Here is a 16,745-nt window from a genome sequence, read left to right on the forward strand (position 1 = left end):
GCGATAGGTCATGGGCGGTCACCTGCGGCGATGCCCTTGAAAGGGTTGCGGGTCATGCGGCCTTTCCTTTGTACGCAGAAAACGCCGAACGCTAGCAGCTTGATGACGCCTCCGACGGCACCGGAAGCGGATCAAGAAACGTCCTACAGCAACATCAGAACACTCACTCGAACATGCCTTGCTCTGGAGAACAGTCCTCCGCAAAAGTGGGTTGTTATGTATCAGAAGGTCAGGCCCACCTGGCATCCCATTCACAAGGCCAGTGCAACGGCAGCAGCGCCACCACGATGCAGCGTCACGACCTTGGCACATCGAGACTGCCCGGCAGTCTCGATAAGTGATGGGTTTACTTGCCTTGGCTCATTCCCGACTCCATGTCATCGATCAGCCCCTTGGCCAGCCCGCTGAGGATCCGCGCGGCGCTGCCGGCCAGCAGATCACCCTCCATTTCAGCTTCAGTAGTCAGGTGCCTGATGCAGCCAAGCAGCGCGGACAGCTCGCCGAAGGCATGTTCGAACGGGATGCCCGGCTTGATGCAGAACAGGTCCAGGCAGGTGGTGCTGCCCTCGGTTGGGCCGTAGAGGCTTTTATCGCTCATGGGCGGCCCTCTTGGACTTGGCGTGGTTGATCAGGGCGATCACCAATTGCGTGAGGACCGAGGCGTTGTCCAGCAGGATGTCCGAACGCAGCTCGGGCGGGCAATCGGCGTAGGCGTGAACGGTATCGACGAGGGTGTCCATCAACGTGGCGGCATGGGCCATGGCCTGCTCGGCGGTGAGGTCGTTGATGATGGTGATGAAAGGAATCGGATACGGTGGATCGGGGACGATCTTTTTCATAGTTGTCACTCTCTGAAAGTAGTTTTCATGAGCAACCACCGACATCCTTCTCACAGACAAGGGTGGCAGCCGTACGCGAGGTGAGAAGACCGTGTTCAGAGCACCACGGCCAGACCGGAGTCTGCACGCGCACGGCTGCCATGACAGGCGGCCTGCTACTGAAAACACCACGGGCTTCTCACACCCGGTCGCCAAATGTGACGACCCAGCGACGTTACCCCCGAGGTATTTCCCAGCCAATGCAGAGCCTTCCGGCAGGCGCGTAGGATAGGTCCCAAGCGCTGGCCGATTGAAGTATTTGGTTTCAGATTCGGAAATGTCTTACGCCTTCTGGCCTGCCCCACGCTGACCGCGCCAACGCGATTTCGCGCCATGCCAACAAGGCGGACCAGGTGATGGCACAGGAGAGACTGGCCCGAAACAAACTGTGGGAGCGGGTTTACCCGCGAAGCGCCGCGCGGGCGGCGCTCGATCTTGAGAACGCTGCAAGGCTACCGTCATGCACCTGGTGGCCCTCATGCGATTTCAAGACAGGCCCTTGGGCGTCACACCGCTGGCCCTGGGGAATCAGGATTGGGTAATGGCCACCAGTTGCATGGCGGAAGATTGGGTGAGGGCCACCAGGTGCCAGGCGAAAGCTTTGCAGCGCCTATGAGATCGAGCGCCGCCCGCGCGGCGCATCGCTGGCAAGCCAGCTCCCACATTTGTTTCGGGCCAATTAGTCCTGTGAAGGTACCGCTGCCCGCCTTGGCGCATGTCTCAAGTCGGGCGAGGCGCCAGTGGTGCCCACCTCAATACCAAGTCGAACCAACAAGGCGGACAGTGGTGAAATCACAGGAGTAACTGTCCCGAAACAAATGTGGGAGCTGGCTTGCCAGCGATGCGCCGCGCGGACGGCGCTCGATCTTCAGAGCGCTGCAAGGCTACCGTCATGCACCTGGTGGCCATCATGCGGTCTCAAGACAGGCTAATGGGCGTCACACCTAGGATTTGGCAATAGCTCTCCCACATCTGTTTCGGCCAGTCATGCCTGTTGTCTCACCGCCGCTCGCCTTGCGAAAGGGCCGCAAAGCGGCCCCGGCCATAACCCTCAGAACCCCATGCTAAAGCTCACCGTCACCCCATGGTCGCGGGCATCATTGGACAGTTGCCCGGAATACCCGATGCCCAGCTTGCCACTCTCGCCCACCGCCAGGTCCAACCCGGCCTCGACCACCGCCGCATCCTTGGCAATCGGCACACCCGAGCTACTGAAACCTGCCCCGCCTTCGATAAACCGCAGGTCCGCGTCGGGCTTGGTGTCGCCGAAGGCATGCCGCCAGCCCAACGACGCGCGCGGGGTGATGGCGGTGCCGTTGGCCAGCTCGATACGCTTGCCGGCGCGCACGCCCAGGGTGGAATAGGTCACGTCCTGATCGACGCTGCCCTCCAGCCGCCCTGCCCCGCCCTTCTCATGGGCGGTATCGCTGTCGTACTTGACGTAGGCCAGCCCGGCAAACGGCTCCAGGGCAATGCCGCCGGCGTCGATGGCGTAGCCCACTTCGCCGAACACCTGGGCGCTGCGTGCCTTGTACTTGGCCTTGAGGCGGTCGTTGTAGCCGCCCACCTCGACGTCACGCTTGCTGTCGATGTCGTGCCAGCTGTAGGCCACGCCCAGGCGGGCGGCGAAGGCGTCCAGCTGGTAGCCCAGGTAGGTGCTCAGGTGGTAGCTGTCGACCGAAGCATCCGAACGGCGCTGGTGCGCATCGATGCTGGAGTTGGTGTAGCCGGCGGCAACGCCGACCTTCCACTGCTCGTCCAGTGCCCGGTCGACGCCGAGCATGAAGCCCTGCAGGTCGCGATCGACACTGGCGTGGCTGCTGCTGCCATCGAAGTCGCCCCAACCGCCAAGGGCGCGGATCCAGCCGACGGCCTGGCCCTGGCAACCTTCGCTGGTGAGCTGTTGGTTGGCGCTGGGGGCCAGGGTGCGGCGCGGGTCGTCCTGGCGGCTGCAATCGGCCTGGCGCAGGCGGTCGTTGACCGCTTCGCGCACGTAGCGCGAGTCCTCGATCAGCACGCTCGCCGTGCTGGCGTGGATCTCGCCGGACAGGCTGTCGAACGCCGTCCGCGCCTGCGCCGCGCTCATTGGCAGGATATTGCCGGTCAACTCGGCTGGCGCGCCCGGGCCGCTGAGGGCGGTTGCCACGCCACGCTGGTTGCCGGTGTAAGCGACCCCGGCAAAGCCGGTGCCGTTGCGGCTCAGCGACAGGGTCACCTGGTTGGCGCCATAGGCCACGGCGCTGTTGAGGAACGCCGAGTTGCTCAGGTTGGTGCTGGCGAAGGTCCCGGTGACACCGCCCGCGGCAGTGACCACGGTGTAATGGCCACTGCCACTGAAGCCCGCCAGGTTGACCACCTGCAGGCTGCCGCCGAGGTTGGCGGTGCCGCCGACGTCGAGGTAGCTGGTCGGGTTGCCGCTGACATCGACGAGCAGGCTGCCGCTGGCGGCGTTGGTGAAGTTGCCGGTGACACTGAGTTCACCGCCCTTGCCCGGTATTACCGTGCCTTGGTTGACCAGGCTGGCGACCGTGCCGGTACCGGTCAGCGCGGCGCCATTGGCCACGGTGACCTGCGCCGCGAGGCTGGCGCCGGGGTTGGCGGCATTGCCCACCTCAAGCACGCCCTGGTTGACGTTGAAGGCGCCGCTGAAGGCCTGGTTGCCGGTCAGCAGCAAGGTGCCGGCGCCGGTCTTGGTGGTGGTGCCGGTACCGGTCAGGCTGCCGTTGAAGGTGCCATTGGCGCCCTGGGCGAATACCAGGCTGGCGTTGTTGAGGATGTTGCCTTGCAGGCTGGTGGTGTTGCCCATCAGGGTACCGCCGCTGACCGTGGTGCCGCCGGTGTAGGTGTTGGCGCCGGCCAGTACCAGGGTGCCCGAGTCGAGTTTCTGGATACCGCCGGTACCCACCAGCGGCGCGCTGATCAACGCCGTGGCGCCGGCATCCACACGCACCGCCGCGAGGCTGCCGCCGCTACCGTTGGTGGCGGTCAGGCTGCCATTGTTGCCGGCCACCAGTTGGTAGCCATTGGTGAGGAACTGCATGCCGGTGAACGCCTGGTTGCCGTCCACGGTCACGGTGCCGGCCTGGCCACCGAACACGGCGAACTGCGCGCCCCAGTTGTTGCTGGCGGTGCCGGTGGAGTTGGTCCAGTTGGTGGCCGAGTTCCAGGTACCGCTGCCGCCACCGATGCTGCCATTGGGGGTAGTCTGGCTGCCGTTCCAGAACTGCAGCGAACCGCCGGCGCCCTGCACCACCAGGTTGAGCTGGTTGGCGATGGCGGTCTGCAGGCTCAGGTCGCCCAGCACCACGCTGCCGGGGATGGCGCCGAACACCAGGCCGTTGTCGGTCAGCGAACCGCCATAGCTGAACAGCCGGTATACCCCTGGGCCGAAGCCGCCGGCGTCGGTGATGTTGAGGGTGCCGTCGACGGTCAGGTTGCCGGCCACCTGCACCACAGTGGTCGCCGCATTGGGTGCGCCAAGGCTGAAGTCCAGGGTACTGCCAGAGGCCAGGCTCAGGCTGCCCACCGACAACGGCGTGCTGCCAGGGCCTGCGGCGAGGGTGGCGCCGTTCTGGATCTGCACCGCACCGGCCAGGGTGCCGCTGCCGCCCAGGCTGGCGCCGGTGGCGACCGTGACCGTGGCGCTGTCGAGGCGGCCGCTGACCACCAGGCGCCCGGCGTTGACGTTGGTGGCGCCGGTGAGGCCGTTGTTGCCGGTGAGCAGCAGCTCGCCGGTGCCGGCCTTGGTCAGGGTACCGCTGCCGGTGAGATTGCCGGTGTAGCTGCCGTTGGCGTTCTGCTCGAAGGTCAGTGCGGCGTTGTTGACGATGGCGCCCTTGAGGCTGTCACTGTCGCCCACCACGCTACCGGCGTTGATCAGGGTGCCGCCGGTGTAGCTGTTGCTGCCGCTGAGGGTGAGCTGGGCGCTGCCGTTCTTGATCAGGCCGCCCGCGCCACTGAGGTTGCCGGCCAGTTCCAGGGCGTTGCTGCCGGCAATGGCCAGGGCGCCGTTGAGCACGGCATTGTTGGCCAGGGTGACGGCGGTGTTGCTGTCCAGCGTGGTGCCGGCGGCGGCGGTCAGCACGCCGCTGCCCAGGGCGCTGTTGTTGCCCACCACCAGGGTGCCGCCGTTGAGCGCGGTGCCGCCGCTGTAGCCGTTGGCGGCATTGAGCACCAGGGTGCCGGTGTCGTACTTGGCGATGCTGCCGGTGCCATTGAGGGCGACGTTGAGGGTGGCCGTTGCGCCGTTATCGACCCGCAGGTTGGTGGTGCCGGTGGTGAGCAGCTCACCGGCGGCGCCAGCATTGAGTACATAGCCGTTGCTGACGAACTGCATGCCGCCGAGGGTCTGGCTGCCGTTGACGGTGACGGTACCAGGGGTGCCCTGGAACACCGCGAAGGTGTCGTTCCATGGGGTGTTGAGCACGCCGTTGGCGTCGGTCCAGTTGGTGTTGGTGGCATCCCAGGTGCCGCTGCCGCCGTCGATCACGCCGTTGGGGACAGACTGGCTGCCATCCCAGAACAGCACGTTGCTGGCCCCACCCACCACCAGGTTGACCTGGTTGGCGATGGCGGTTTGCACGGTCAGGTCGCTGGCCGGTACCGGCGTGCTGCCGATGGCCATGCCGTTGTTGACCAGGCTGCCGCCGTAGGCGAACAGGCGGTACACCCCGGCGCCGAAGCCACCGATATCGGTGATGTTGAGGGTGCCGCCGAGGGTCAGGTTGTTGGCCACGTTGACCAGTGGGGTGCTGCCGATCGGCGCACCGAGGGCGGCGTTGAAGTTGGCGCTGCTGCCAAGCACCAGGTTGCCGACGTTCAGGGTGCTGCCGCTGGCGGCGCTGAGGGTACCGCCGTTGGCCACCGCCACCGTTCCGCCAATGCTGCCACTGCCGCCGAGGGTGGCGCCACTGGCAACGTTGACCGTGTTGCTGGCCAGGCTGCCGTTGACCACCAGGCCACCGGCCTGGACGTTGGTGGTGCCGCTGTGGCTGTTGCTGGCGCTGAGGGTCAGGGTATCGATGCCCAGCTTGTTCAGGGTGCCGGTACCGCTGATGTCACCGGCGAACACGCCGCCCTGCACGCCCAGGCTGTTGCCCGCGGCGATCTGGATGGCGCCGCTGCCGCCGATGTCGCCCAGGGTGGTGTTGCCGTCCAGGTTGAGGGTGGCGCCGCTGCTGACATTGAGCTCGCTCTGGCTGCCCAGGGCCGTGGTGCCGATGGTGCTGAGGCTGCCGGCGAGCAGGTTGATGATGCCGCTGAAGGTGTTGTTGCCCGACAGGGTCAGGTCGGCCAGGCCGCTCTTGTTGAGGGTGCCGTTGCCGCTGAGCACGCCGGCCAGTTGCAGGTCGTTGCTGCCCAGCACGTTCAGCGTACCGCTGACGGCCACCGGGTTGCCCAGGCTGACCGCGCTGCTGCTGTCGAGGTTGGCGTTGCCGGTGACGCTCAGGCCACCACTGCCGAGCGCTGCGTTGTTGCCGAGCACCAGCGTGCCCGCCTGCAGCTCGGTACCACCGCTGTAGGTATTGGCGCCATTGAGCGTCAACGCCGAGGCACCGCTCTTGACCAGGCGCCCGACACCCGCCAGGGTGCCGCCGAGGGTCAGGTCGTTGCTGCCCAGCACGTTGAACAGGCCGGCCAGGTTGAGGTTGTTGGCCAGGGTCACGGCCTGGCTGCTCTGCAGGCTGGTGCCGGCAGCCGCATTCAGCGCGCCGCTGCCCAGCGCCGTGTTGGAGCCGACGATCAAGGTACCGGCGTTGAGCGCAGTGTTGCCGCTGTAGCTGTTGTTGCCGGCCAGCAGCAGGCTGGCGTTGCCGGCCTTGACCAGGCCGCCGCTGCCGCTGATGTCGCCATTGAGCGCCAGGTCGTTGCTGCCGGCGATGTTCAACGGCCCGGACAGGCTGATGGCGTTGCCCAGTGCCACGGTCTTGTTGCTGTCCAGGGTGGTACCCGCCGTGGTGCTCAGCACGCCGCTGCCCAGGGCACTGTCGCTGCCGACGATCAAGGTGCCACCACTGAGGGTGGTGCCGCCGCTGTAGCTGTTGCTGCCATTGAGCACCAGGGTGCCGGTGTCGAGCTTGTTCAGCTTGCCGCTGCCGGCCAGGGCCACGTCGAGGGTCGCGACGGCCCCCGGGTCGACACGCACGCTGGTGTCGCCGCTACTGCCGTTGACCAGGTTCAGCACACCGCCGGCACCGCCCAGCAGGCGGTAGCCGTTGCTGACGAACTGCATGCCATTGATGGCTTGCGGGCCAACCACGGTGACATCGCCGGCAGTGCCCTGGAACACCGCGAAGCTGCCGTTCCAGGCGCTGTTGGTGGTGCCGTTGAGGTCGGTCCAGTTGTTGCTGCCGGCGTTCCAGGTGCCGGCGCCGCCGTTGACCTGGCCGTTGGCGGTGGTGTCGCTGCCGTCCCAGAACAGGATGTTCTGGCCACTGGCGCTGACCAGCAGGTTGACCTGGTTGGCCAGGCTGGTCTGCAGGCTCAGGTCGCCGAGGCCGAAGCCAAAGGGCAGGTTGCCGAAGTCCAGACCGTTATCGGTGAGCAAGCCGGCGTAGTCGAAGATCCGGTACACGCCGTTGCCGAAGCCGCCGATATTGCTGACGTTGAGCGTACCGTCGAGGGTCAGGTTGCCGCCGACGTTGAACAGTGCGGTACCGCCGGAGGCGGGCGAGCCGAGGCTGGCATCGACGACCGAGCCGCTGTTGAGCACCAGGGAACCGAGCCCCAGGGTGCTACCGCTCTGCCCTGCCAGGTGGCCGCCGTTGTTGATGACCACCGTGGCGTTGGCACTGCCGCTGCCGGTGAGGGTGGCGCCGCTGGCGACGGTCAGCAGGTTGCTGCCCAGGGTGCCATCGACCTTCAGGGTGCCGCCGTTGACCTGGGTGTTGTCGGCGAGGTTGCTGGTGCCGGTCAAGGTCAGGGTGCCGGTGCCGACCTTGGTCAGGCCACCGAGGCCGTTGAGGCCGCCGGCGAAGGTGCTGTTGAGGTTGTTGCTGCCCAGGCTCAGGACGCTGCCGACACCGACATCGACCAGGCCGCTACCGGTCAGGCTGCCCAGGCTGGCATTGCCATTGAGGTTGAACTGGCCGCTGGCACCAACGTTGAGGGTGTCGACGTTGGCCAGCACGCCGCTGCCCAGGGTGGTAAGGGAGCCGGCCTGGATATCGACGTCACCGGTGAAGGTCTTGACGCCAACCAGGGTGAGGTCGTCGACGCCGGTCTTGATCAGGTTGCCGGTACCACTGAGGTCACCGCTGAGGATCAGCGCGTTGTTGACGTCGAAGGTCAGGTTGGCGTTGTTGCTCAGGGCAATGGTGTTGCCCAGGGCCATGGGTGCGCTGTTGGCCAGGGCGGCATCGGCGCTGACCGAAAGGGTGCCGGTGCCCAGAGCGCCACTGCTGCCCAGGGTCAGGCGCCCGGCATTGAGCTGGGTACCGCCCTGGTAACCATTGTTGCCGTTGAGGGTCAGGTTGCCGCTGCCGTTCTTGCTCAGCCCGGCGGTGCCGTTGAGCACACCGTTGAGGGTCAGGTCGTTGACGCCGGCGACGGTCAGGCCGGCGTTGAGGGTGACGTTGTTGGCCAGGCTGACGTTGCTGCCGGCGCTCAGGGTCGAGGCCCCGGCGACGGTCAGGGCGCCCTGCCCCAGCGCGTTGTCGTTGCCGACCACCAGTTGGCCGGCGTTCAGGGTGGTGCCACCCAGGTAGTTGTTGGCGCCATTGAGGGTCAGGGTGGCAGCGCCCGACTTGTTCAAGCCACCGACGCCATCGAGCACGCCGTTGAGGGTGAGGTCGGCGCTGCCCAGCACATTGAGCAGGCCCCCCAGGTGCACGGCGTTGCCCAGGGTAACGCCCGCGCCGCTGGCATCGAGGCTGGTATTGGCGCCGGCGCTCAGGGCACCGCTGCCCAGGGCGGTGTTGCTGCCCACCACCAGGGTACCGCCGTTGAGCGTGGTGCCGCCGCTGTAGGTGTTGTTGCCGTTGAGCGTCAGGCTGGCGGCGCCGTTCTTGATCAGGCTGTTGTTGCCCGCGACCACGCCGTTGAGGGTCAGCGCCTGGCCGCCGCCGAGGGTGAGGTTGCCGCCAGCCAGGTTGATAGCGTTGGCCAGCGCCAGCGCCAGGCTGGTATCGAGGGTGGCGGCACCGTTCACGTTCAGCGCGCCACTGCCCAGGGCACCGGCATTGCCCAGCAGCAGGCTGCCGGCTTGCAGCGCGGTGCCGCCGGTGTAGGTGTTGTTGCCGTTGAGGATCAGTTGGCCGCTGCCCAGTTTGTTCAGGCCGCCATCGCCACTGATGACGCCGTTGAGGGTCAGCGCCTGGGTATTGCTGACGCCAAGGGTGGTACCGCTGCCAAGGCCGATGGCGTTGGCCACCTGCAGCACCCCGCTGCTGGCCAGTGTGCTGTTGCCGGTCACCGACAGGTTGCCCTGGCCCAGCGCAGTGTTGTTGCCCAGGGTGAGGGTACCGGCGTTGAGGGTGGTAGTGCCCTGGTAGGTGTTGGCGGCGCCAAGGGTCAGGTTGCCCGTGCCGGTCTTGCTCAGGCCAGCGGTGCCGCTGATCACGCCGTTCAGCGCCAGGTCATTGTTGCCGGTCAGGCTCAGGTTGCCGTTGAGCAACACCTGGTTGGCCACAGTCAGCGCGCCGAGGGTAGCCAGGTTGGCGGCGGCGCCGACGGTGAGGGTACCGGTGCCCAGCGCCTGGTTGTTGCCCAGGGTCAGGGTGCCGGCATTGAGGGTCACACCGCCGGTGAAGGTGTTGGCGCCACTGAGGGTCAGGTTGCTGGCACCGTTCTTGGTCAGGCTGCCGGCACCGGTGACGAGACCGCCCAGACCCAGGTCGTTGCTGCCAGCAATGGTCAGGTTGCCACCAAGGTTGACGGTATTGCCGATGTTCAAAGCGGTGTTGCTGTCCAGTGTGGTGCCAGCAGCCGCGTTGAGCTGGCCCAGGCCGAGGGCGCTGGCGTTACCGAGCACCAGGGTGCCGGCATTGAGGTTGGTGTTGCCCAGGATGCCGTTGGTCCCGTTCAGGGTCAGGATGCCGCTGCCGGTCTTGGTCAGGCCGCCGACACCGTTGATATTGCCGCCCAACGTCAGGTTCTGGGCACCGGCAAGGGTCAGGTTGCCGGCCAGGTTGATCTGGTTGGCCAGGGTCACGTTGGCGTTGCTGCTCAAGGTGGTACCGCCCACGGCATTCAGTGCGCCGGTGCCCAGCGCGGTGTTGCTGCCCACGACAAGCGTGCCGCCGTTCAGGCTGGTGCTGCCCTGCTGGCTGTTGCTGCCGTTGAGGGTGAGGGTGCCGCTGCCGGACTTGACCAGCCCACCGGTGCCGCTCACGACGCCGTTGAGGGTCAGGTTGCTGGTGCCCGGCAGGGTGAGGTTGGCGTTCAGCGCGATGCTGTTGGACAGGCTGAAGTCGCCGGTACTGGTCAGGCTGGAAGCCCCGCTGACCGTGAGGCCACCGGTGCCCAGTGCCTGGGCGTTGCCCAGGGTCAAAGTGCCTGCGCCAAGGCTTGTGCCGCCGCTGTAGGTGTTGGCGTTGCCCAGGGTGAGGTTGGCGCCGCCTGCTTTGATCAGGCTGCCATTGCCCGAGACGATGCCGGCCAGGCCAAGGTCGGCACTGCCGGCCACGGTCAGCGCGCCGTTGAGGGTGAAGGCGTTGCCAAGGGTGACGGCGGTGTTGCTGTCCAGGCTGGTGCCCGCTGCGGTACTGACCGAGCCGGTGCCCAAGGCGGTGTTGCTGCCGACAACCAGCGACCCACCGTTGAGCAGGGTGCCGCCGGTGTAGCTGTTGGCACCGTTGAGCACCAGGGTGCCGCTGTCCAGTTTGGCCAGCTGGCCGCTGCCGGACAGGCCAACGTTGAGCGTGGCGGTGGCGCCTGGGTCGACACGCACAGCGAAAGCACCGTTGCTGCCGTTGACCAGGTCCAGGCCGCCGGCGCCGATCAGGCGGTAGCCGTTGGTGACGAACTGCAGGCCGGTGGCGGCCTGGGTGCCGACCACGGTGACGTCGCCTGCAGTGCCCTGGAACACGGCGAAGTCGGCGGCCCAACTGCCGTTGAGCACCCCGTTGACGTCGGTCCAGTTGGTGTTGCTGCCATTCCAGGTGCCGGTGCCGCCGTCGATCACACCGTTGGCCACGCTCTGGCCACCATCCCAGAACTGCACGGTGCTGGAGCCGCCGCCCACCAGCAGGTTGATCTGGCTGCCGATCGAGGTCTGCACCTGCAGGTCGCCTGGCAACATGGCGCCAGGCACCGTACCCAGTACCAAGCCGTTGTCGACCAGGGCGCCGGTGTAGTCGAACAGGCGATAGATACCCACGCCGAAGCCACCGAGGTCGCTGACATTGAGGGTGCCGTCGAGGGTCAGGTTGCCATTGACGTTGACCAGCGCGGTGCCGCCGGTGGACGGCCCGGCCAGGCCGAAATCGAGGATCGAGCCGCTGTGCAGGGTCAGCGAGCCGGTACTCAGGGTGGCGCCGCTGTTGGCCAGCAGGTGCGCGCCATTGGCGATGTCCACGGCGCCCACCAGGCTACCGGTGCCGCCCAGGCTGGCACCGCTGTTGACCTGCACGTTGGTACTGGCCAAGGCACCGCTGACGTTGAGCAGGCCGCCATTGACCGTGGTATTGCCCGCCAGCACGCTGACGCCCGACAGCTCCAGGCTGCCGCTGCCGTTCTTCACCAGCCCGCCCGCGCCTGCCAGCACGCCGCTGAAGACGTTGTTGAGGTTGTTGCCGCCCACGCTCAGGTTGCCGCCGCCCGCCACGTTCACCGTGCCGGCACCGCTCAGGCCACCGACGGTGGCACTGTTGCCGAGGTTGAGGCTGGCACCGGCGCCGACATTGAGCGCCGAGGCATTGCCCAGGGCGCCAGTGCCGACGGTGGTCAGGCTGCCGCCGAGCAGGTCGATGGCGCCGCTGAAGGTGTTGTTGCCGGCCAGTGTCAGGTCAGACAGGCCGTTCTTGATCAGGCCGCCCGTGCCACTGACCACCCCGCTCAGGGTGAGGTCGTTGCTGCCGCCCAGGGTCAGGTTGGCACCCAGCCCGATGTTGTTGGCGAGGTTGAGCACGGCGCTGTTGTCGAGGCTGGCGGCACCGGTCACGTTCAAGGCGCCACTGCCCAGGGCGTTGCCGTTGCCGATGATCACGCCACCGGCATTGAGGGTGGTGCCACCGGTGTAGGTGTTGACGCCATTGAGGGTCAGGGTGGCAAGGCCGTTCTTGATCAGTTGCCCTGCCCCGCTGAGCACGCCGCCGAGGGTCAGGGCGTTGCTGCCGCCCAGGGTGAGGTTGGCGTCGAGCGCGACGTTGTTGCCCAGGCTGATGGCGCTGCTGTTGTCCAGGCTCGCCGCGCCGCCCACGGTCAGGGTACCGGTGCCGATCGCACTGCCGTTGCCCAGCACCAGCCCGCCGGCGTTCAGCAGGGTGCCACCGGCGTAAGTGTTGAGTCCGCCGAGGGTGAGCGTGGTGCTGCCGTTCTTGATCAGACGGCCGGTGCCGTCGATCACGCCATTGAGGTTGAGGTTGTTGCTGCCGGCCAGGGTGAGGTCGGCGTCGAGGGTGATGGCGTTGCCGACACTGACGGCGGCGTTGGTGTCGAGGCTGCCGGCGCCGGCCACGGTCAGTTTGCCTACGCCCAAGGCGGCGCCGTTGCCCAGCACAAGGCCACCGGCGTTGAGGGTGGTGCCGCCCAGGTAGGCATTGGGGCCGGACAGGGTCAGGGTCGCGCTGCCATTCTTGACCAGGCTGCCGGCACCGCTGATCAGGCCGCCGAGGCCGAGGTTGGCGCCACCGCCGATGGTCAGGGCACCGGCCAGGTTGACGGCGTTGCCAAGGATGACGGCAGTGCTGGCATCCAGCTGGGTGCCGGCGGCGGCATTGAGCGCGCCGCTGCCCAGCGCGGTGTTGCTGCCAACCACGATGCGCCCGGCGTTGAGGTTGGTGGCGCCGATGTAGGTGTTGGCACCGTTGAGGGTCAGGGTGCTGGTGCCGTTCTTGGTCAGGCCGCCGACGCCGGCAACCACACCGCCAAGGGTGAGGTCGTTGCTGCCGGCCAGGTTGAGGTTGCCCGCCAGGATGAAGTTGTTGGCCAGGTTCAGCCCGGCCACGCTGCTGTCGAGGGTGGTGTTGGCGGCAGCGTTGAGCGCGCCGGTGCCGAGCGCGGTGTTGCTGCCGAGCACCAGGGTGCCGGCGTTGAGCGTGGTGCTGCCGCTCTGGGAGTTGTTGCCACTGAGGGTCAGGCTGCCGGCGCCGTTCTTGATCAACCCGCCGGAGCCACTGATGTTGCCGGCCAGGTTCAGGTTGTTGGCGCCTGCCACGGTCAGGTTGCCGCCCAGGCTGACGGCGTTGTTCAGGGCCATGGCCACGGTGTTGCTCAGCGTGGCGGCGCCACCGACGGTCAAGCCCCCGGTACCAAGCGCGGCGGCGTCGGCCAGGGTCAGGGTGCCGGCGTTGAGGGTCAGGCCACCGCTGAAGGTGTTGGCACCGGCCAGGGTGAGGTTGCTGCTGCCGTTCTTGACCAGGGCGCCGGCTCCGCTGACCACCCCGCCCAGGGTGGTGGCGTTGCTTCCTGCCAGGGTCAGGGTGTTGCTCCCCAGGTTGATGGCGTTGCCCAGGTTGACCGCAGTGCTGGCGTCGAGCCCGGCATTGCCGCCAAGGGTAAGCGCGCCGGTACCCAGGGCGTTGTTGTGGCCCACAATCAGTTGCCCGGCGTTGAGCGTGGTGCCACCGCTGAAGGTGTTGTTGCCGCTGAGGGTCAGCCCGGCGCTGCCGTTCTTCACCAGTGCGCCGGTGCCGCTGATCACCCCACCCAGGGTGGTGGCGCTGGTGCCCAGCAGGCTGAGGGTGTTGGCGCCGAGGTTGACGGCATTGCCCAGGCTGACTGCGGTGCTGGCATCGAGGCTGGCATTGCCGCCCAGGGTCAGTGCGCCGCCGCCCAGGGCATTGCTGTGGCCGACGGTAAGCTTGCCGTTGTTGAGCGTCAGGCCGCCGCTGAAGGTGTTGTTGCCGTTCAGGGTCAGGTCGCTGGCACCGTTCTTGACCAGCGCGCCGGTGCCGCTGATCACCCCGCCCAGGGTGGTGGCGCTGGTGCCCAGCAGGTTGAGGGTATTGGCGCCCAGGTTGATGGCATTGCCCAGGCTGACCGCGGTGCTGGCGTCGAGGCTGGCGTTGCCGGTCAAGGCCAGGGCACCGGTGCCCAGCGCGGCACTATTACCGACGGTAAGCTTGCCAGCGGCCAGGCTGGTGCCGCCGCTGTAGGTATTGACGCCGTTGAGGGTGAGGTCGGCGGCGCCGTTCTTGACCAGGCTGCCAGTGCCGCCGATCACGCCACCCAGGGTGAGTGCGTTGTTGCCCGTCAAGGTCAGGGCACTGCTGCCCAGGTTGATGGTGTTGCCCAGGGACATCGCCGCCGTGGTGTCCAGGCTGGCGTTGCCGGTGAGGTTTAGGGCACCCGTGCCCAGGGCGTTGCTGTTGCCCAGGGTGAGGGTGCCGTTGGCCAGGGTGGTGCCGCCGCTGAAGGTATTTATACCGTTGAGGGTCAGGTTGCCGCTGCCGTTCTTGACCAGCGAGCCGGCACCGCTGAGCACACCGCCCAGGGTCAGGGCATTGCTGCCAGGCAGGCTGAGGGCGGCGTTGAGTGTCACGGCGTTGTTCAGCACCAGCGGCACGCTGCCTTGCAGGCTGCCGGCGCCGTTGACGGTGAGCCCGCCGGTGCCAAGCGCCGCAGCGCTGGTCAGGTTGAGGCCGCCGGCGGCCAGGGTGGTGCCGCCGCTGTAAGTGTTGGTGCCGCCGAGGGTGAGCAGGCCGGCGCCGGTCTTGGTCAGCCCGCCAACACCACTGACCACGCCGCTGAGGGCCATGTCGGTGGCGCCGCCGACGTTCAGGCCGGCGTTCAGGGTCAGCGCGTTGCTCAGGTTCAGCCCGCCAACGGTGCCTGCCAGACCACCGCCATTGACGGTAATGGCACCACTGCCGAACGCGCTGGAATTGTCAAAGTTGACCTGGCCGCCATTCAGGGTGGTCAGGGTGGTGCCGTTGAGCACTTGGCCGAGCAAGCTCCAGGTGCCGCTGTCGACGATCAGCCGGCTGAAGTTGATGTAGTTGCTGGCGCTGATGGTGCCGCTGCCACTGGTGCCGCTGCCGCCGCCGATGGCGTTTTGCAGCGCCAGGGTGTTGGTACCGCCGGCGCCGCCGTCGATCTTGCCCGCCGCAGCAAAGGCGAGGTTGGGGTTGCTGGTGACCAGCAGGGCCACGCCGACGCCCAGCCCCGCGCCGACACTGGAACCGGTGATGGCGTTGAAGCGGTTGGTGCTGTTGGCACCCATCGACAGGCTGCCGGTGAGGGTGCCGGCGTTGGTGAAGGTGTTGCCTGCCGCAGAGGCCTCGAAGGCTGCACGGCCGAGAATGGTGCCGGTGTTGGTGAAGTTCACCGTGCTGCCGCCGGTGACGGCGATCACCGGGGTGTCCTCGCTCACCAGGGTCAGGCTGGCCAGCGCCGAGGAGCCGATGCTGCCGGCGTTGGTAATGGTGGTGGTGCCACCTGCACCGTTGCGCGCATCCAGCGCCATGCCCGTGAGGTTCAGCAGGTTCGCGCCAAGCAAGGCACCGGTGCCCTTGATCACGCCCGTGGCGTTGTTGTTGATGTTGAGGGTGCTGCCGGTGCCGGTGTTGCCGATCAGCACCGCACTGGACTGAATGCTCAGCAACCCCAGCAAGGTCGGGTCGATGGTGCCGGAGTTGTTCAAGGTGTTGTTGTTGCCGGCCAGCGACAACGAGGTGCCGCCCACGCCCAGCAGCGTCCCCAGGCTGGCGCCTGGGTTGACGTTGACCGTGAGGCCACTGCCGCCGTTGGTATAGCTCGGCGCCAGCGGGTTGGCCGCGCCGTTGCAGGTGATGATGGAGCCTGCCGCGCTACAGACGGCCAGCGCCTGTTCACTGTTGAGGGAAAGGGCCATGCCCCCGACAACCAGGCCGACAGCCAGGGACAATTGCGAGAGACGGGCAGGCAAACGGGCGGCGACACTTCTGTCCACGGAGAGCTCCTTCGTGGATCAGGTCATTCAGTCCTTGAATACGTGTATCGCGGTGATGCAGGAGCGCGACATACGCCGGCCGAAACGCCTGACCCTGGCTACAAGTTCCTTTGTGGAAATGTGTAGCCGCTCAAGCACGGACAGCACGCCGCTTGGGGCGGTCAAATGGTGTTAATACTATTTCGAGGCAGTACGAACTACGCGGGTTGCAGCGCAGTGGCGATTGGATCCATCCGACAAGCGGTCATGGCCAATCGCCAGAATGTGACCGCTTCACCGTTTCGCCTGGGCCTCAGGCAACCTCGGCGCCGTCGTCCGGCCAATGCGGCTCGTTGGCGCCGGGCGGTGTCAGGGGGGGCAGGCCGTAGGCCGCACGGGCGTCATCGCAGCTGGGGTTGTGCACGCCGTGCTCCCAGGATGCTTCGAATTCACGGCAGGGGCTGGAGCGGTTCTCGTAGATACCGCAAGCGACCTGCTTGCCGATCTCGCCGCCCAGGCTGGTACAGCGGCAGGGCTTGGCGTCGGTGCCGATCATGGCGACGCGGGTGGGGTTGATCTGCACCACCAGGTCGTCGGGCACCAGGCCACCGGCCGATTGGCATTCACCCCAGAAGAAAGACACACGAAAGTAGCCGCAGCAGGCGCCGCAGGTCAGGCAAGGGTTCTGTTCGGACATGATGACCAGGGAGGGAGGTTGTTGTTATCGGGGCGAGCGCCCGCGGCGCTATTTGTAATCCAGGCGCGACTGGCTGAGAAGAGGGGGAAGCAAAAAAAGATCGCCGCTGATCGGCATAAAAGCATCGCGGGGCAAGCCCGCTCCCACGCCACCACCAGAC

4 protein-coding genes are annotated in these 16,745 nt (G+C 66.8%); all 4 read right to left on the reverse strand.

The annotated features are described in order from the left end of the window. Positions 1–346: 346 nt before the first annotated feature. On the reverse strand, positions 347–598 hold the full coding sequence (locus tag ABE459_RS23565; protein ID WP_125860235.1) for a DUF3077 domain-containing protein: 252 nt from the start codon (positions 596–598) through the stop codon (positions 347–349). After that, the gene (locus tag ABE459_RS23570; protein WP_258705065.1) at positions 588–839 is read right to left on the reverse strand and encodes a hypothetical protein; all 252 of its coding nucleotides are present in this window, start codon (positions 837–839) and stop codon (positions 588–590) included. Before ABE459_RS23570 ends, ABE459_RS23565 begins: the two co-directional genes overlap by 11 nt. A gap of 1,090 nt (positions 840–1,929) precedes the next feature. Then, on the reverse strand, positions 1,930–15,909 hold the full coding sequence (locus ABE459_RS23575) for an autotransporter-associated beta strand repeat-containing protein (protein WP_346648149.1): 13,980 nt from the start codon (positions 15,907–15,909) through the stop codon (positions 1,930–1,932). A gap of 292 nt (positions 15,910–16,201) precedes the next feature. Continuing rightward, positions 16,202–16,585 carry a YkgJ family cysteine cluster protein gene (locus tag ABE459_RS23580; protein WP_110994885.1) on the reverse strand — a complete coding sequence of 128 codons (384 nt, stop codon included), beginning with the start codon at positions 16,583–16,585 and terminating at the stop codon, positions 16,202–16,204. Between the last annotated feature and the right edge of the window lie 160 nt (positions 16,586–16,745).

The sequence above is a fragment of the Pseudomonas sp. TWI923 genome (assembly GCF_039673365.1).
Lineage (GTDB): Bacteria > Pseudomonadota > Gammaproteobacteria > Pseudomonadales > Pseudomonadaceae > Aquipseudomonas > Aquipseudomonas sichuanensis.